The organism is Maribacter litoralis (genome assembly GCF_902506355.1).
GTDB classification, from domain to species: domain Bacteria; phylum Bacteroidota; class Bacteroidia; order Flavobacteriales; family Flavobacteriaceae; genus Maribacter; species Maribacter litoralis.
In genome coordinates, this window is sequence record NZ_LR733271.1 from 641,908 (window position 1) to 663,311 (window position 21,404).

Annotated in this window: 9 protein-coding genes; 8 read left to right on the top strand and 1 reads right to left on the bottom strand. The window is 36.3% G+C overall.

The window, feature by feature from the left end; genetic code table 11:
• Position 1 precedes the first annotated feature (1 nt).
• Together EXIGUO8A_RS02650 and EXIGUO8A_RS02655 are read left to right on the top strand one after the other, a co-directional pair.
• The gene (locus EXIGUO8A_RS02650; protein WP_116769976.1) at positions 2-781 is read left to right on the top strand and encodes a zinc ribbon domain-containing protein; all 780 of its coding nucleotides are present in this window, start codon (positions 2-4) and stop codon (positions 779-781) included.
• A gap of 66 nt (positions 782-847) precedes the next feature.
• Entirely contained in the window at positions 848-1,261 is a 414-nt protein-coding gene (locus EXIGUO8A_RS02655; RefSeq protein WP_159301827.1) for a DUF4174 domain-containing protein, read from the top strand.
• Here EXIGUO8A_RS02655 and EXIGUO8A_RS02660 read toward each other — a convergent pair whose 3' ends face one another.
• Entirely contained in the window at positions 1,262-2,605 is a 1,344-nt protein-coding gene (locus EXIGUO8A_RS02660) for an FAD-dependent oxidoreductase (RefSeq protein ID WP_159301828.1), read from the bottom strand.
• 155 nt (positions 2,606-2,760) lie between these two features.
• Here EXIGUO8A_RS02660 and EXIGUO8A_RS02665 point away from each other — a divergent pair, with 155 nt between their 5' ends.
• From EXIGUO8A_RS02665 to EXIGUO8A_RS02690, 6 genes are all read left to right on the top strand, one after another.
• Positions 2,761-3,396, top strand: coding sequence for a flavin reductase family protein (locus EXIGUO8A_RS02665; protein WP_159301829.1), 636 nt, complete (start codon positions 2,761-2,763; stop codon positions 3,394-3,396).
• The gene (locus tag EXIGUO8A_RS02670) at positions 3,396-3,551 is read left to right on the top strand and encodes a DUF2256 domain-containing protein (protein ID WP_159301830.1); all 156 of its coding nucleotides are present in this window, start codon (positions 3,396-3,398) and stop codon (positions 3,549-3,551) included. Before EXIGUO8A_RS02665 ends, EXIGUO8A_RS02670 begins: the two co-directional genes overlap by 1 nt.
• Positions 3,544-4,839, top strand: coding sequence for a DASH family cryptochrome (locus EXIGUO8A_RS02675; RefSeq protein WP_159301831.1), 1,296 nt, complete (start codon positions 3,544-3,546; stop codon positions 4,837-4,839). The genes EXIGUO8A_RS02670 and EXIGUO8A_RS02675 overlap by 8 nt, the downstream gene beginning before the upstream one ends.
• A gap of 12 nt (positions 4,840-4,851) precedes the next feature.
• Complete coding sequence (locus EXIGUO8A_RS02680) at positions 4,852-6,384, top strand: cryptochrome/photolyase family protein (RefSeq protein WP_159301832.1); 1,533 nt, start codon at positions 4,852-4,854, stop codon at positions 6,382-6,384.
• Positions 6,385-7,098: 714 nt separating this feature from the next.
• Complete coding sequence (locus EXIGUO8A_RS02685) at positions 7,099-7,377, top strand: hypothetical protein (protein WP_159301833.1); 279 nt, start codon at positions 7,099-7,101, stop codon at positions 7,375-7,377.
• Positions 7,377-21,224: a Calx-beta domain-containing protein gene (locus EXIGUO8A_RS02690; RefSeq protein ID WP_159301834.1), complete on the top strand. Its 13,848-nt coding sequence runs from the start codon at positions 7,377-7,379 to the stop codon at positions 21,222-21,224. The genes EXIGUO8A_RS02685 and EXIGUO8A_RS02690 overlap by 1 nt, the downstream gene beginning before the upstream one ends.
• The last annotated feature ends 180 nt before the right edge of the window (positions 21,225-21,404 follow it).

Below are 21,404 nucleotides of genomic sequence, written 5' to 3' on the forward strand. Positions count from 1 at the left end.
TATGGCAAAAAAAGAAGATTCGTCTGTAGAAGCAAAGTTAAGAGCATTATATGATCTGCAATTAATTGATTCTAGGGTTGATGAAATAAGGAATGTTCGTGGTGAACTACCTTTAGAAGTAGAAGATTTGGAAGATGAAGTCCTTGGCCTAAAAACGAGAATGGATAAACTTAAAACCGATTTAGAGAATATAAACTTTGAAATTGGAGCTAAGAAGAACCTGATTGAAGAAGCAAAGGCTTTAATAAAAAAATACGGCGAACAGCAAAAAAATGTTCGTAACAGTAGAGAATTCAATTCTATTAGTAAAGAATTGGAGTTCCAAGAATTGGAAATTCAATTGGCAGAAAAGAACATTAAGGAGTTCAAAGCTCAAATAGAGCAAAAGAAAGCTGTAATTTCTGAAACTAAAGAACGTTTATCTGAACGCGAAGCACACTTAAAGCACAAAAAAGGTGAGCTAAACGCTATTCTTGCAGAAACAGAGAAGGAAGAAAAAGCGTTATTAGAAGAATCTATCAAGTTCCAAGATAAAATTGAGGAGCGTTTGGTTAAGGCCTATGCTCGTATCCGTAACAACGTAAAGAACGGTTTAGCGGTCGTTCCAATTGAAAGAGGTGCATCTGGTGGTTCTTTCTTTACGATACCACCACAGGTACAAGTTGAAATTGCTTCTAGAAAGAAAATCATTACAGATGAGCACAGTGGTCGTATTTTAGTTGACCCTACGCTTGCTGAAGAAGAAAGTGAAAAAATGCAAAAAATGTTCGCTAAATTATAAAAGCAAACTTAATACATTTAAAAAGCCATCTTTAAAAGATGGCTTTTTTTGTTTACATTCATACCTATGAATACATTAAAAATTGTCTCCATTTTAATAATGATGTTCAGTTCCATTACAAAAGCTCAAGATATAACCGACTTTAAATGGAACAATAGATTAATAATTCTATATGAAAACAATAACAATGTTGCCGAAGTAAAATCTGCGATAGAAATAATTGCAAAAAATTCTGTTGGTTTAGTTGAAAGAGACGTTCGAGTTTTCGTTCTTAAAAACAATGTATTCTATAGCAGCAATGGACAAGCTCTTGAAATTACAAATTCAAAAACTTTACCTAAAGCATATCAAGGTTATATTTTGGTGGGTAAAGATGGCGGTATAAAATCTAAAAAGCCATATCCTTTTAACTTAAACAAGATATTTGACCTAATTGATAGTATGCCAATGCGTAAAAGTGAAATGAGGTCTAACCGGTAATTATTTTATTAGTTCCAACATAAAGTTCTCAATTTCTTCGCTATCCCATTTCTCAGCGATATCGGGGATTTTCATAACCTCTTTCATTATTTCCTCCTGTGCATCGCCTTCGGCTAGTGCTTCTAAATACGGTCTGTTTGAAAATGTAACCCTACTATATGCGGGTATCCATTTCTCTGGATGTTTTGTAGAAAAGTGTTTTTCTATTTTCTTTTGAAGTAAAAAATTTGTATCAGCCGTTTTACTACTCATTTCCATAAAGTTTCTATAACTCAATTCAGCTATAGCATCTGCATTAGGCTTTCGTTTTTCTTGATATGTAGAAAAGATATGCCCCCAATCATCTCCAAATTCCTGAATCAATTGATTTAAAACAAAAATATCTTCGAACCCGGCATTCATTCCTTGTCCGTAAAATGGCACCACTGCATGAGCGGAATCGCCTACCAGAGCAACTTTATCCCAATAGGTCCAAGGATAACATTTCATGGTTACCATGGCACTAGTTGGGTTTCTAAAGAAATCTTCGGTCAAATTTTCTATTTCGTCCTTTACATTAGGAAAATAGGTATTGAAAAAATGGACGGCATCTTTTTTTGTTTTTAAACTCTCAAAAGAAATATCACCCTCAAAAGGCATAAAAAGCGTACAGGTAAAGCTACCATCTAAATTGGGCATTGCTATGAACATAAACTTGCCACGTGGCCAAATATGAAAAGAGTGCTTATCTAATTTATGTGTACCATCGGCATTGGCAGGTATGGTCAATTCTTTATAGCCTACATCAATAAAATCTTGAGAATAGTCGAACCTACTACGACGCTGCATTTTATGTCGTACTCTGGAAAAAGCACCATCACAGCCAAAAACCAGATCAAATGGATACTCTTTCCATTCACCCTTTTCTGTTTCACCTGTATAGACTATTGCTTCGGGCAAATCAATATCCCAAACTTTTTCTTCAAAACGAAAATCAACTCCATTTTCTTCAGCCAAGTCAATCATGCGTTTATTCAACACTCCTCTTGATATGGACCAAATTGCCTCACCATCTTTACCATACTTTTGAAAATATTGTTCCTTGCCTATTACATGCATGGCACGTTTATCTAAGGGTATGGCAATTTTTCTGATTTCATCTTCTATGCCCACTGTTTTCAAAGCATTCCAACCTCTATTGCTCATAGCCAGGTTAATGGACCTACCAGAAAATTCGATATTCCTAATATCTGGTCTCCTATCAAAAACAGTAATTTTATGTCCGTATCTCTTCAAATAAATTGCTAGTAATGATCCTACTAGTCCAGAGCCTATAATGGCAATATTCTTTTTTTCTTGGGTCATGTATTGGGCTTTAAGCCTACATTAAGTGAATGTTAAAAATATGAAATTATGCCTTAATTATAAGCTTTACGGTGATAAAGTAAACAATCATTTATTCGATAAAGTTAATTTTTGTTTAATTATTTAGTATTTTTATTAAACAAAAAAGAAACACTTTGAAACATTTCAATTCTAACGACATGAAAAAAATGTCGAGTAGGTATAGGGCTCACTTGATCAATAGTTGCACTGGCTATAAATCTGCCAATCTTCTTGGCACAAAATCTTTATCGGGCTGTAGCAATTTAGCCATTTTCAATTCTGTAGTTCATATTGGTAGTAGTCCGCCAATGTTGGGCTTTATTCTAAGACCTTTAACGGTAAAGAGACACACTTACAAAAACTTTAAGGAAACGAGATTTTTTACAGTTAACCACGTTAACACTAAAATAATAGAAGAGTCACATAAAACGTCTGCAAAATATGAAGAGCAAATTTCAGAATTTACAGAAACCAATTTAACAGAAACATACTTAGATGATTTTAAGGCACCCTATGTTGGTGAGAGTACCGTAAAATTAGGCTGTAGATATATAAATGAATATGAAATTAAGGAGAATGGTTGTTTAATGATCATAGGGGCTATTGAGCATATTTATTTACCGAATGACATTTTACACGATGATGGATGGTTGCAACTGGATAAAATCAACACTATGGTCACAAATGGACTAGATGGTTATGCTTTACCCAAACTTATTCAACGGTTATCATACGCCAAACCAGATCAGTTATTATACTCGTTACTCTAATGGCTCATAAAAAGTTACACCTTCCTGTAAAAACCTGTATAACTTGTAGAAAACCATTTTCTTGGCGAAAAAAATGGGAACGCAACTGGAACAACGTAAAATACTGCAGTGAAAAATGCAAACGCCATAAACCAAAAAAGATAATACATGAATAATTTAATGTGGTTTAGAAACGACCTAAGGGTAGCAGACAACTCCTCCTTAAACAATGCCATTAACGGTCAAACAGTTATTGCATTCTATTGTTTTGAATCTACTTTTTTTGAATATGACGAATACGGATTTAAAAGAACTGAAAAATACAGGGCTAAGTTCTTACTCGAAACGATTAGCCAACTAAAAGAAGAACTTAAAAATTTAAACATTCCTTTATTCATATATGTTGGTAGGTCTGAAGACTATTTGCCAAAACTTATTGAACACCATAACATAAACAATGTTTTTCTACAAAAAGAATGGACAAGAGACGAAGAGTTGGTACTCACCAAGGTTAAGAGAAAAGTATCATCTACCGTTCAATTTAATGAAGAATATGATCAATTTTTATTTCATCCTACCGATATACCCTACGCAAATTTCAATTTAATTCCTGAAATATTCACCAACTTCAGAAAAAAGTTTGAAGCCAATTGCCAAGTTCGAATCTCCACATCAGCTTCTAAAATAATGCCTGAATCTAATTTAGTACGTACTAATACAGAATTACCCCAATTAGAAGAATTAGGTTTTGAAGATTTTAAACAACATAACTCTACGGCATTTCCTTTTAAGGGCGGAGAACAAGAAGCTAAAAAGCGAATTCAAAATTACTTTTGGGATTCACAAAAACTTGCCATTTATAAAAAAACTAGAAATGGATTAATAGGTGTAAATTATAGTTCAAAACTATCTGCTTGGTTGGCAAATGGAAGTATATCTCCAAGAACCATCTATTGGGAAGTTGTAAGATTTGAAAAAGAAATTATCAAGAACCAGAATACCTATTGGCTGATTTTTGAACTTATTTGGCGTGATTATTTTAAGTACATATCCTTAAAACATATGGATAAGATATTCCATCTATCTGGCATTCTTCAAAAACCCTATGACTGGAAAACTGATAAGCAGTCGCTAAAAAAATGGATAAACGGCAATACAAAAGAAGCCTTTGTTAATGCCAATATGCGGGAGTTATTGGAAACCGGATGGATGAGCAACAGAGGTAGACAAAATGTTGCCAGCTTTTGGTCTAAAGAGCTAGAGCAAGATTGGCGAATGGGTGCCGCATATTTTGAAAGTATGTTAATCGATTACGATGTACACAGTAATTGGGGAAATTGGATGTACAATAGCGGAGTAGGAAACGACCCTAGAAATAGAAAATTCAATATTAAAAGTCAGGTCGAACGTTATGACAGTGCTGGTAGCTACCAACGGCTGTGGTTACAAGAAACGTTGTTTTAAAGAAAGATAAGAATGAAAATAGTACGCTTAATATTAGGTGATCAATTAAATCAAAACCATTCTTGGTTCAAAAATGTAGATGACGATATTATTTACATTATGGCCGAAATGCGCCAAGAAACAGACTATGTTAAACATCACATACAAAAAGTAATAGCTTTCTTTTTAGCCATGCGAAGTTTTAAAGAAGACCTTAGTGCCAAGGGTCATAACTTCATCTACCTTAAACTAAACGATAGTAATAATCCTCAAAATTTAAAGAACATTATTTCAATGGTAGTCAATGATTCAAATGCCGATAAATTTGAATATCAGTTGCCAGATGAGTATAGGTTAGATGAACAGCTTCGAGATATATGTAGCTCATTAGCTATAGCTACTTCATTTGCAGATACAGAACATTTCTACACTACAAGATTTGAGCTCCAAGATTTCTACAAAGGCAAAAAACAAATGGTCATGGAGAGTTTTTATCGCATGATGCGAAAAAATCACCAAATATTAATGTCTAACGATCAACCCGTAGGTGGAAAATGGAACTTTGACCATAGTAACCGAAATAAATGGAAGGGTCAGCCAAGCATACCTAAAGAAACAGAGTTTAAAAAAAATGTCGAAGAAATTATTGAAGAGCTAACCAAAGCCAATGTAAAAACCTTTGGGCAAGTTGAGGCTAAATCATTTACATGGCCGGTAACCAGAAAAGAATGTTTGGAGACCTTGACCTATTTTTGCAATCATCTACTTCCCTATTTTGGCGATTATCAAGATGCCATGCATGAAGATCAAAAGTTTTTATTTCATTCTAGATTATCATTTGCTATGAACAGTAAGATTCTGTCTCCCAAGGAGGTTATTAATACTGTTATAGCACACTTCAATAATAATAACAGCACTATTCAAATATCTCAAGTAGAAGGATTTGTACGTCAAATTTTAGGATGGAGAGAATATATGAGAGGAATTTACTGGAAAGAAATGCCCGATTATAAGTATTTAAATTCCCTTGAAAACAAAAACAAACTACCAGATTTCTTTTGGACCGGAAACACAAATATGAACTGTTTAAAACATGCAATTGGTCAAAGTTTAGACAATTCTTATGCCCATCATATTCAACGCCTAATGATTATAGGAAATTTTGCCCTACTAACTCAGATGGATCCAGATGAAGTCGACCAATGGTATTTAGGTGTTTATATTGACGCTATAGAATGGGTGGAGATTACAAATACCAGAGGCATGAGCCAATTTGCCGATGGTGGTATTGTGGCTACTAAACCATATGTAAGCAGTGCTAATTATATTAATAAAATGAGCAATTACTGTACTAACTGTACTTATAGCCACACAAAAAAATTAGGAGAAAAAGCGTGCCCCTTTAATTCTCTTTACTGGAATTTTCTGGCGGATAAGAAAGAACATTTTAAAGACAATCAACGTATGAATATGATGCTTGCCCTTCTAAATAAAATGGATGGAAATACTTTAGCCGACATACAATTGAAAGCCAACGATATACTAAATAATTTAGATACCCTTTAATGATTAATTAATATGAATTTAACCTATAGAACTTAACTAAATTTTAATTTTGATATGTAGTACAATTTAACTTTCCGCGAGAGCGTCTATATATAGAAAACACCTTTTCATTAATATGAAAAGGTGTTTTTGTTTTACCAAAAATATCTAGAATATACTTTGATTAATTATACACCTTACATACTATCATAATCACCCTATTTCGTTGAACATATTGAATTTACCGATAAAGTGCCCATCTAATTTCCCTTCTTCTTTAACATCAATTTTAACAGTCTACAACAAATAAAATTAACATTTCCAATAAATTCCTACAGAAATGTAATTTTCACCTTTAACCAAAAATATTATTCAATAAACTGAATTTCAATTTGTTATGTTTTATTTAAAAAAAAATTCAATTTTAAGTTTTAACAAAAATAAGAAAAGGACTACAAATTATTTACCACACATTTTAAGCGATTCACAACAACATTTAAATATCCCAAAACTATCACCGTTAATTCGCTAACGTAGATTCATCGACGAATAACATCGTGTGAACTATAAAATTGAGTTATTAGACAGTTAGGTACTAATTTTGAAAAAGAATTAGATCCCAAATCTGTTCTAAAAAAATTCTTAACCTTCTATTAAGCAATTGATTGTAAATTTATTTCAATCGATTTTGATGTTGGTTAAGTAATCAATAAAGAATTAAACTTAACCATTAATATGAAGTCTATTTACACTTCTAACATCATCTCCCCCCAATGTTGTTCTGAAACATTTGTATTTCCAAAAAGAGGAATACAACATCTCTTTACGCCTTTTTCAAGGGGCATCAATCTGTTCAATTCAATTAGCAGTAGTACAGATGTTTATAATGTAAACGCTAATTGTCATACAGAAATAATCTACACTCTAGACAATAGAAATTCTACTACCGATAAGCCGGTTGATAGCAGTAAACGCTCAAACGGTATTATAATAACCTATAATAAGAATCAATAATGAAAAATTCAACGTTCATAACATCGACATTGTTGCTATTTGTCATATGGTTCTTTATAGGATCTATTGATGGTTTGGCTCAAACCTTTTCAGTATCGGATGCTAGTGCCGATGAAGGATCTAATATGACTTTTACGGTAACTTCCGACAGTCCATTACTAGGAGACTATACTTTTGATGTAACTTATACAGATGGAACCACTACACCTGCGGATTATAACGGAAATACTTCGGTAACTTTAGGTTTCTTTTTAAGTTCAACCTCAACTTTTACGGTAGCTGCCTTAAACGATGACTGGGTAGAAACCACACAACAAGAATTTACACTAACCTTAAGTGACCCTTCTGGTTCCTATTCTTTTTCAGATGCTACAGGTACCGGTACAATCATAGATACCGATGTTGCCTATGTAACCGGCGGAAACTATGATATTACCGAAGGTGGAGAAATTCAGTATATTTTACGATTATCAAATGGTACCAACTCCAGCGGTCAACAATACGTAGGTATTGAAGATGCCTATAGTATTGATTTCTCTGTTGAAACGGATCCTAGTTCAGCGAGTCCGGCTAGCGATGGTACAGATTTCAATTCTTTCAACACTACTGCTACATTTCCTGCTGGTTCAATTGCTGGTACAGAAGTAATTATACCAATACTTACTATAGACAATTCAATAGTTGAACCATCCGAAGAGTTTAACGGTGTTAAATCTAGAAATGTGGCAGAGGAAACCAAATATGGTATTGCCCCTTCAAGAGTAAGTATTAATACAGAACGTTCTGCACTTCGCATTCATGATAATGATACCGCTACCGTTAATTTAAGTAGTATCACCGAACTGGAATCTGTAGGTAATGCAAGCATTGATTTTACTTTAAACGGGGATGTTCAGGATAACTTTAGAATAGATTACACTACTTCTGACAATACGGCTACAGAACCATCAGATTATGACGAAACCACTGGTTTTTTTAATTTTAATGGATCGAGCGGTCAAAATTTTAAGAGAAACTTTAAGGTAAACGATGATGCTGTAATTGAACCTACCGAATACTTTACCGTAGTACCCTCTTATAGCCCTGCAACCGGACTAATTACTAATTATGTACCGCAAAACATTGTATTTGTAACCGGTGAAGGTGAAATTACAATTACCGATGATGATTTGGACAGTGATTTTGACGGAGTTAATGATTTAGTGGATGAGGATGATGACAATGATGGAATAACAGATATTAACGAAGGTAATGGTGACGCCGATGGCGACACAATTATTGATAGCTTAGATAATGATTCTGATAACGACGGTTGCCCCGATGCTATTGAAGCAGGACATACCGACCCTGATGGAGATGGTTATTTAGGTACTGGGCCATTAACGGTAAGCAATGGTACAGTCGATCCATCTACCGGTCGTGTTTTAGGGCAAGGTGGTTATACTGGTACAGATGGCAAAGTTACTTCAGCATTCCAAACCGTAAGTATTACAATGCAACCTAGCGATAGAGTTGCCAATCTTGGCGATACAATTACCTATACATCGGGGGTTAACGGAACCGGACTTACATACCAATGGGAATTAAGTACGGATAATGGAACTACATGGAATCCTATTTCCAATGGGGGTGTGTATTCTGGTGCCACTACAACGGCATTGACCTTAACCAATATCACCAGTACCGAAAGTGGAAACAAATATCGTTTCAGTGCTTTTGACAGTGAAAATCTATGTACGCCGTACACCTATTCTAATGCTGTTGATCTATTTATTAGACCTAACGTAGTAATTGCCGATACTACCTCTGCCGAAGGCACTAACCTAGATTTTGTAGTTAACCTATCTCATGCGGTAAACGAAGTGGTTACGTTTGATCTTACATATTCAGACATTACTACCTTTGCATCAGACTATACCGCTTTACCTAGTTTTTCAGTACCAAGTAACACCTTAAATACGAATATTCTTATCCCTGCCATCGATGATGCAGTAGTTGAAGGTGACGAAACCTTCACATTAGGTATGACCAATGGTTCTACCAATGTAGGGGATATCACAGATACTGCTCTTGGGACCATAACCAATATAAATACCCCTGCTTCTGGCGAAGGTGTTTCTATTGCTGATTTTTCAATAAATGAAGACGTTGGAACCGTAGATTTTATATTGACTTATACCGGACCCACCGTTCAAGACTCTTTTACGGTAGACTACGTTATTACTGATAATAGTACCACTGCTGGATCAGATTATAATGTAAATCTAACTGGTCAGGTTACTTTCCCTGCCGGTACTGCCGATGGAAATACGCAAACACTTTTAGTAGCAATTACAGATGACACCGTAATAGAAGGTGACGAAAGTCTAAGTATTCAAATATCAAATATCTCAAATAGTCTTTTGACTATTATAAATGCAGATGCTACGGGTACAATTGTAGATAACGATACCGACCCGACCACAGGTTTGTCTATTGCTGATGTAAATTTCAATGAGGCAACGGCATCGGCAAATTTTGTAGTAACTTATAAAGGCGGTAATGTCAAAAACGGCTTTACAGTAGATTACACCATTACTAATGGTTCTGCTTTTGAAGGAGACGACTATACGGCTACATTAACAGGACAGGTTTCTTTTCCAAACAACACTACAGATGGCGCTACACAATTGGTAAGTGTTACCATAATCAATGATGACCTTATAGAAGGGGACGAAACATTAAACATAGAATTATCAAACTTATCTACCAACCTTATCAACCTAGTAGACCCATATGCGATAGGTACTATAGAAGATAATGATACAAAAACACCAACTACAGGGTTAACTGTAGCTGATATCAATATAGATGAGGATGCTGGCACTGTCAATTTTGTGGTTACCTACAATGGTAGTGAACTTCAAAATTCATTTACTGTAGATTATGCAATAACAGATGGATCGGCCATAGCTGGTTCAGATTATAGTGGAAATCCTTCCTTAACCGGTCAATTGATATTTCCAACGGGTACAGAAGATGGAGACATTCAAAATGTAAGTATTAATATCAACGACGATACTATAATTGAATCTGATGAAACCATCAATTTTCAATTAACTAATTTATCTACTACACTAATTAACCTAGTTGATGCCAATGCTATTGGTACCATTACCGATAATGACGTTAAAACGGCAACCACAGGTTTAAGTGCTTCTGACTTTTCAGTAAACGAATCCGCAGGAAGCACTAACTTCATTGTCACCTATAATGGTAATACCGTACAAGATTCCTTTACTGTAGATTATAGTATTACTGATGGTACCGCCACTAGTGCTAAAGATTATGATACCGTTTTGGCATCGGGGCAACTAGCTTTCCCAGCAGGCACTTCAACTGGTGATACGCAATCCGTATCAGTTGATATTTTAGAAGATTCTTTTATAGAAGCTACTGAAGATTTGAACATTCAGCTTTCTAACTTGTCCACTACTCTAATCAACATTGTAGACCCAACAGGTACGGGTGCAATTAGCGATAATGACAATACTGCCACAAGCGGAATAGATTTTGAAAACTTAACGGTAACTGTAACAGAAGGTGATCCGTCAGACACCGTAAATGCAACATTTGTTGTTGAATTTATTGGTGCTATAGATACTGGTGAAACTATCGAAGTAGACTATTTTGTTAATAACGGTAGTGCAGCTAATGCTACAGATTTCAATCCTAATGCGACAATAGAAACATTAATTTTCACCAATACACAAAAAACTCAAGATATTACCGTACCAATTATAAGTGACAATACTATTGAGGGCGAAGAAGATTTCTTTGTTGATTTGGTGGCCATACGCTCAAATGTTGGTATCAACCTATTGAACAACCAAGCCAGAGGAGTTATCATTGATGATGATGGAGGGGCTGTTTCGGTAGATGGTTTTAGCATTGTAGAGCAAACAAACGGTATTAATTTTGATGTTACCTATTCGGGAGATAGATTAAACGGTGGGTTTACATTAAATTATGAAATAACCGACATCAGTACTACAACGGGTGTTGATTACACGCTTACCACAGCCCCATCAACAACGGGTACCTTAACTTTTACCGGTGTTGACAATGAAGTACGTTCGGTTCAAATTAATGTTGTTGGTGATGATTTTATTGAGAATAACGAAGATTTAAGAATTACTATTTCCAATCCGTCCTCCAGCAAAATCACCATAGCCAATGCAGATGCAATTGGTACTATAACTAATGATGATACCGGGACAGTTGCAGCAACTGGATTTACCGTAGACGAGTTTAATGTTACCGCTAATTTTGAGGTTACTTATACAGGTAACCCAATTAATGGTGGTTTTACTGCATCGTATGAAATTACAGATAACACTACCACTTATGGTAGTGACTATAATGCTACGCAAACAGGAACCTTAAACTTTTCCGGGACTTCAGATGAAGTTCTACAAATACCTGTAGATATAATACAAGATGCATTAATTGAAGGCGATGAAACCTTAAGATTGACGATTACTTCAATTTCACCAAGCTTGATTACAGCATCCAATCCTACCGCTATAGGTACGATAACCGATGTCAACCACTTACCAAGTGCAGTAGATGATTCGTTCGTAGTATTTCAAAATCAAGCTTCTGCAAATATTACGGTGCTTGACAATGATGATTATGGATTTGACGGTCCTGCAGCCGTAAACCCTCTACAAGTGGTAAACAACCCTATTAATGGTACGGTTACGCTTAGAGACAATGGTACACCTGGTGATGCTACAGATGATTATTTTGAATATCAGCCTAGTCCGTCATTCAACGGTAACGATTCATTCAGATATAAAATTGTGGATTCTAACGGTTCAGAAGATGAAGCTGTAGTAAACATTTTTGTAAACGACACCAACCTTAAAAAAGATTTTGAAATTCGTTATTCTGGTAGTATCAATGGAGACTTTACCATGATTGCCAATAATGTTCTTTCAAGAAATTCAACTGGTAATTACAATGGTGAAGATGGTAACCATGATTTCAATAATAACGTTTTTGTGGATATTGATTCTGACCCATCTACCTTTAACTCTACCAATGCCAATTTGGCGAATCCAGAGCCTACATTAAGTTGTTTGAACATAAAGAAAGCATACTTATACTGGGCTGCTGCAGATAAAGAATATGATGGCACAACTGGTGGCGGAGCTACAGAACCATCTTGGAACTACAACCAAGTAAAATTAATGTTGCCCGGCCAATCATCGTACACTACCGTTTCTGCCGATGAAGTTATCTATAGAGGTCGCGATGATCATTTCCAAAACGACCCATATGTTTGTATCAAAGATATAACCGATGATATCAATGCACTTGCCTCTCCTTTTGGAACATACCAAGTAGGTAATGTTAAGGCTACAGAAATGGATTTACGTTCTCATGGTATCGCTAATATTACCGGTACTTCTGGTGGATGGCAAATAGTTTTTGTGTATGAAAATGTTTCTTTAGACCCTAAAAACATTACTCTTTATGATGGTTACGTTCATACCTTTGCTTCTGATGGTGCTGGTGAAACTGAATTTAACTTTAGTGGTTTTGAAACCATACCTAACGGTAATATCAATGCCAATGTAATGTTAGGTGCCTTAGAAGGTGATCGTGATCTTTCTGGTGACCAATTATTGATCTATGATACTACTAACAACTGGTCTAAATTATCGACCACATTAAGAGATGAGGATAACTTCTTTAATAGTCGTATCTCCATTGATGGTTTAAATTATGTGGACAGAAATGCCGCTAGTACCAATACCTTAGGTTTTGATGCTACCGTATTTCCATTAGCAAATACCGGAAACAGATATATAGATAACGACCAGACCTTTGCCCGATTTAAGATAACCACAGATCAAGAGTCTTATGGTCTATACTTAATGGGATTAAGTGTTGATGTTTACAAACCAAGTTTAGGTGCTTTAAGTTTAAATACAAATACCGCCGGTCCGTTTAACGCTGGTGATATTGTACCATTAACATTAAACGTAAGCAATATAGGTAATGACGATATTCAAGATCTTGTAATTACAACTGTATTGCCAATGGAGGCGGAATTCTCTGGAGTAGGCACTTTACCTGCCGGAGTATCCCATTCATACGACCCATCTACAAAGACATTGACTTTTACAGCTCAAGATGGATTCACTAATATGGGCGATAATTACGACCTCGATTTCGATATAGAAATAATAGAGGCCTGCTACTTTTTAGAAACTGCTTGTGTTGCTAGTTTTGAATTACAAGCTACCGCTACGTATAGTGGTGTAATTAGTGGAGACCCAATTACAACAAATAGTTCTTCTTCTACAGATGCTTGTGGTATCGGTACACATACCCCGACCATTATAGATGTGCAACAACCACCACAGGTAAATTGGTCTACTGCTCCAAATGCATTGGACAGAACTGTTGACTGTGATAACATTGCTGCACTGAATAATGCCAATTCATTAGTACCTGCAACGGCTTCTTGTAATTTTACCTTACACAAAACAGCAGGTAGCTTTGTACAATCTGGTTCTTGCCCAACGGAAGGTACGTATACCAATACGTGGACATTTACAGATGCCTGTGGAAGAGTAAGTGATACATTTACACAAGTAATAACCATTGAAGATAACGAGGCGCCTACCTTTAATGAGTCTTTACCACAAGATTCATATGCCGCTCATGATAATATACCAACGGCACCGATTCTTTCTGCCAATGATAATTGTGACTCCAACTCTATAGTGGTGTTCAATGAAACATATGATGGTGATAATACAAGTACAAATTACACCATTATTAGAACCTGGTCAACAGATGATTGCGCAGGTAACTCAACCAGCCATACACAATATATTTATGTAAGTGAGAATGGAGACCCAATAGGTTTGAGCATTAATGATGTAGTTGTAAATGAAGATGCCGGTACCGCTGTTCTTGAAATTACCCATACAGGTACTGTTTCGGGCGGATTTACGGTAAACTACAATACTGCAGACGATACCGCAGTACAAGCTAGTGATTATGTTTCTTCATCAAATGAAATATCGTTTAATGGTACCAATAATGAAATAAAACTGGTAACCATATCCATAAATGATGATTCGATTATAGAAACTACCGAACAGTTGTTAGTTCAACTAACCAACGGTACAAACACACCAACAATAAATGATAGCGAAGGTATTATCGAAATAACCGACAATGATAATGTACCTGGCAGTACAGGGGTTTCTTTCGCCAATAACAATGTAATCGTTATAGAAGGCACCGATACCTTTGCTAGATTTACAGCTACTTTTACGGGTAGCATTACTCCGGGCGAAACCGTAACTGTTGATTACGCAACTAGCGATGATACAGCGCTTGAATCTGAAGATTATACTTCTTCGACAGGTACGGTAACATTCAACAGCACAACCTATTCGGTGAATATCGATGTGCCGATCATAGATGATAATATTATTGAGCCTTCAGAAGATTTTACAATTACATTATCAAATATTCAATCTAATATCAATGTTGGGTTCTTGGATCAACAATCTACAAATTCAGCTATCGGTACCATAAATGACAATGATAATATACCAGGCACTACCGGTATATCTTTTCAAAATGATAATATTACCGTAGATGAAGCTGCAGGTACCGCAACGATCAATGTATTGTTAACAGGTAATGTTCAAGGAGGATTTACATTAAATTTCACCTCCAATGACGATACCGCTACACAGCCTACTGATTACATTACCAACTCAGGACAGTTAACTTTTGCAGGAACGGACGGAGAATTGCAACCCATAACTGTTGCTATTAACGACGACAGTATAATTGAGGTTACAGAAGGTTTATTCGTTGATCTTTCAAACCTTTCAACCACGTTAATTGCAATAAATGAAGACCAAGGTGTAATTAATATTACTGATAACGATGGTGGTGCAGGTACGGGAATATCATTCCAAAATGATGATATCACCGTTAATGAAGCTGATGGTACGGCTACTATAAATGTTCTTTTAACTGGAAACGTTCAAGGCGGATTTACGGTAGATTATACCACAAACAATGATTCTGCAGTAGAACCTGGTGATTATACCAGCAATAGCGGTCAATTGACCTTTACGGGTAATGACGGTGAAGTACAACCTATTACGGTGACTATAAACGATGATAGCATTATAGAGGCGACAGAAAGATTGTTCGTTGACCTTTCTAATTTATCTACCTCTTTGATTACTATCAATGACAACCAAGGGAATATCAATATTACAGATAATGACAACATACCTGGAACCACTGGTATATCATTTGAAAATGATGACATTACCGTAGATGAAGATGCAGGCACAGCGACCATAAACGTGCTGTTGACGGGTAATGTGCAAGGCGGATTTACAGTGGATTATACCACAAACAATGATTCTGCGGTAGAACCTGGTGATTATACGGCAACTTCTGGTCAATTGACTTTTACTGGCACAAACGGAGAAACTCACCCAGTTACCGTTACAATAATCGATGATAACATTATTGAAGCTACAGAAAGATTGTTCGTAGACTTATCTAACCTTTCTACTTCCTTGATCGCTATTAATGACAGCCAAGGAAATATCAATATTGCCGATAATGACAACAACCCTGGTACTACAGGTATCTCGTTCCAAAATGATGATATTACGGTAGATGAGGCTGTTGGTACTGTTACGGTAAATGTATTATTAACAGGTAATGTTCAAGGCGGGTTCACTTTAGACTATACTACGGCAGATGATTCTGCAACCCAACCTAATGATTATACAACCAGTTCTGGCCAACTGACTTTCGTTGGTACCGATGGGGAATTACAACCTATTACGGTTGCCATTATCGATGATAGCGCTATTGAGACGTTAGAAAGATTGTTCGTAAACCTTACTAACTTATCTACTACCTTGATTACTATCAATGACAATCAAGCTAACATCAATATTACCGATAACGATAATATACCGGGTACTACGGGTATTGCTTTTGAAAACGATGATATCACTGTTGATGAAGCTGCAGGTACCGCAACGATCAATGTTCAATTAACAGGAAACGTTCCTGGTGGATTTACAGTAGACTATACCACCAACAATGATACGGCTATACAACCGGGAGATTACACCCCTATAAACGGTCAACTGACCTTTACAGGTACAGATGGTGAAATTCAACCTATAACCGTTACCATAATTGATGATAACATTATTGAGGCAACTGAAAGATTGTTCGTAGACCTATCGAATTTATCTACCTCGTTAATAATAATCAATGACAACCAAGGTAATATCAATATTACGGATAATGATAACATACCAGGTACTACCGGTATATCTTTCGAAAATGATGATATTACCGTAGATGAAGATGCAGGTACCGCTACAATTAATGTTTTATTGACTGGTAATGTTCAAGGCGGATTCACTTTAGATTATACAACCAATAATGATTCTGCAGAAGAACCTAGTGACTATACCGCAACTAGTGGTCAGTTGACTTTTGCCGGTACAGATGGTGAAATTCATCCTGTAACCGTATCCATTATTGATGACAATATTATTGAAGCAACAGAAAGATTATTTGTTGACCTGTCTAACTTGTCTACGACATTAATTGCTATTAATGACAGCCAAGGGAATATCAATATCACTGATAATGATAACACTCCTGGTTCTGGTATTTCTTTTGAAAATGACAATATCATTATAGACGAAGCTGCCGGTATAGCAACAATCAACGTATTATTGACTGGAAATGTTCAAGGAGGATTCACTTTAGATTATACAACAAATAATGATTCTGCAGTAGAACCCGGTGATTATACAACCAATAGTGGTCAGTTGATTTTTGCCGGTACAGACGGTGAAACACAACCCATTACAGTTACCATTATTGATGATAATTTAATTGAGACAACAGAAAGACTGTTTGTTGACCTTTCTAACTTGTCAACTACCTTAATCCCAATAAATGACGCTCAAGGCAATATCAGTATTACCGATAATGACAATATTCCGGGCACTACAGGTATTGATTTTGAAAACGATAACATTACAGTCGATGAAGCGGCTGGTACGGCAACCATAAACGTACAACTGACAGGAAATGTTCCTGGCGGATTCACCATTGACTATGCAACTGCAGATGGTTCCGCTATTGCACCTGGTGACTATACTAGTATCTCTGGTCAATTGACCTTTGCCGGTACGGATGGAGAATTACAACCTATTGTTGTCACCATTATTGACGATAATTTCATTGAAGCTACAGAAACACTTTTAGTTAATTTATCTAACCTATCAACTAATTTAATAGGCATCAACGATAATCAAGGTAACATCAACATTACCGATAACGACAACATACCTGGAACAACCGGCATTTCATTTGAGAATGATGATATCACCGTTGACGAAGCTGCTGGTACGGCAACGATCAATGTATTGTTGACCGGTAATGTTCAAGGCGGATTTACTGTAGATTACACAACCAATAATGATACTGCTGTAGAACCTGGGGATTACACGACTGATGCAGGGCAACTTACCTTCGCTGGTACAGATGGTGAAATTCACCCAGTAACGGTTACCATAATAGACGATAATATTATTGAGGCAACAGAAAGATTATTTGTTGATCTGTCTAACCTGTCTACAACCTTAATCGCTATTAATGATAACCAAGGTAATATCAATATCACTGATAATGACAACATACCTGGTGTTACCGGTATCTCATTTGAAAATGATAATATTACAGTTGATGAAGCTGCAGGTACTGCAACTATAAATGTGCTGTTAACAGGTAATGTTCAAGGTGGATTTACCTTGGATTACACCACTAATAATGATTCTGCGATTGAACCTGGTGATTACACCACTAACAGTGGTCAATTGACCTTTACAGGTACAGATGGTGAAGTTCACCCTATAACGGTTAGCATTATAGACGACACGCTAATTGAATTTACAGAAAGCCTATTTGTTGACCTTTCTAACCTATCAACCACATTGATAGCTATAAATGATGACCAAGGTGTTATCAATATCACTGATAATGATGCTGATCCTTCTTTATACGGGGTTCAATTCGATGTTACTTCGATAGACGTGAACGAAGGTGCCGGTACGGTCTCTCTTGATGTGGTGCTAAATGCGGATGTTCAAGATGAGTTTACGGTTGAGTATTATACGGTAGAAGGTACTACTATTGATGGTAGCGATTATACTGGTGTACCTCGTAATACAGAGACACTAACGTTTGATGGTACAAACGCGAATACGCAAACTATTGTAATTCCTATTATTGATGATACTTTAATTGAATTCACTGAAAATTTCAATGTAATCCTTGAAAACATCTCCTCTCCTATTGTTGGTATTCTTGCCAATGATACGGCTACGGTAAATATCATCGATAACGATGCTGACCCATCATTGTATGGTGTTCAATTCGATGTTACTTCGGTTGACGTGAACGAAGGTGCCGGTACGGTCTCTCTAGACGTGGTGCTTAATGCGGATGTTCAAGATGAGTTTACAGTTGAGTATTATACGGTAGACGTTACTACTATTGATGGTAGCGATTATACTGGTGTACCTCAAGATACACAGACACTGACGTTTGGCGGTACAAATGCCAATACACAGACCATAGTGATCCCGATCATTGATGATACATTGATCGAATTTACCGAAAACTTTAATGTAATCCTTGAAGATATATCTTCGCCTATAATAGGTATTCTTGCCAATGATACGGCTACGGTGAATATCATTGATAATGACGCTGATCCATCATTGTATGGTGTTCAATTCGATGTTACTTCGATAGACGTGAACGAAGATGCAGGTACGGTATCTCTTGACGTGGTGCTTAATGCCGATGTACAAGATGAGTTTACGGTTGAGTACTATACGGTAGACGGTACTACTATTGATGGTAGTGATTATACCGGTGTACCTCAAGATACACAGACACTAACGTTTGGTGGTACAAATGCGAATACGCAAACTATTGTAATTCCTATTATTGATGATACATTAATTGAATTCACTGAAAATTTCAATGTAATCCTTGAAGATATTTCTTCGTCTATCGTTGGTATTCTTGCCAATGATACGGCTACGGTAAATATCATTGATAACGATGCAGACCCATCATTATATGGCGTTCAGTTTGATACTACTTCTGTTGAGGTAAATGAAGATGCCGGTACGGTTACTTTAAATGTAGTTCTAAATGCGGATGTACAAGATGAGTTTACGGTTGAATACTACACTGTTGATGGTTCTGCCAATGATAGTATGGATTATACCGGTGTACCTCGTAATACACAGACATTGACATTTGGTGGTACAAACCCAAATACGCAACCATTAGTTATTCCTATTATAGATGATATAATTATTGAAGACCCAGAGACTTTCAATGTAATTCTTGAAAATATTTCAAGTCCTATAGTGGGTATTCTATCGGATAATATTGCTACGGTAACTATTATTGATAATGATGGTGATGAAGGTTGGCCAACTGATGAAACTATTGAAGCTTGTGACACGATCCCAGATGCATTTGTAATCACTTCAGATAGCACTTGTGCCATCACTGTAGATTATGATGAATCAGTGGAAGGTCAAGATGATGAGTGTGCAACCGAATTTACAATTATCAGAACATGGACAATTACTGATTGTGTTGGTAATATTCGTACACACACACAAGTAATAACTATTGAAGATACAGTAGCTCCTACATTTAATGAAGCGCTGCCTCAAGATATGACCGTAGAATGTAATATGGTGCCAGAAGCTTCTATATTGACAGCTACAGATTCTTGTGACCCTAATATTGATGTGGTCTTTGAGGAAACAATCACAAATGATGAGAACTGTGCCGTAGGTTATACAGTTACAAGAACGTGGACAGCAACCGATTGTGCCGGTAATGAAACAGAACATACACAAGTTATTACCGTAGAACCTACCGGACCAATTATGAGTTTGCCTTATGAAGAAGAAATCACCATTATTTGTGGTGATGAAATTCCGGAAGCTCCAGAAATGGTATTTACGGGTGGTTGTGATAATTTTGATGTGGTCTTCAATGAAGAAATTCAGCAAGCGGATGATTCTGACGACTATATGATCATCAGAACTTGGAACGTAACCGACTCTTGTGGTAACACTGCATCTTTTGAGCAGATCATATTTGTTCTGCAACCACAACTGCAAGAGATTACAATCAATATCTGTATTGAAGAAGAGCCAATTGACCTATTAAATTACCTACCGGCAGATTTTGACCGTAACGGTACGTTTATGATACTTGAAGGTGATGTTGAAATTGAAGAAAACATTTTTGACCCAATGAATCATGAGCCAGGTGAATATAAAATTGCCTACAGTTCTACTGAAGGCACTTGTAAATACTACGTTGACTTTACTGTAATCGTAGATACAGAATGTGTACCATGTGGCAGAGGTGATATCATAATCTCAAAGGCGGTTACCGCCAATGGTGATGGTGTAAACGATTTCTTTGAAATAACAGGGGTTGAGTACTGTGCCTTTAGTTTTGATGTTATAATATTTAACCGTTGGGGTACTAAAGTTGCCGAGGTTAAAGATTATCAAAATGATTGGGGCGGTGAATCTCCAAATGGTTCTTTCGGACAATCTGGTATGTTACCAACCGGCACCTATTACTATATCATTACAGCAACCGATATTGAAACAGGTACAATTCTAGAACCGTTCAACGGATACATTTACCTAGGTACAAACTAATAATTAAACACATATAACAATGTACCTCATCTTAAAACAGATGAGGTACTTTTCACCCTTTCCCCCACCAAAAAAAACAACCCTAAAATACTCTTTTTAAGTTCTTTACAACACACTTTGCTTTTATCTAATAAATACATCAATTGAACGAAAATGCAGTATCAGAACGAATAATTAGGA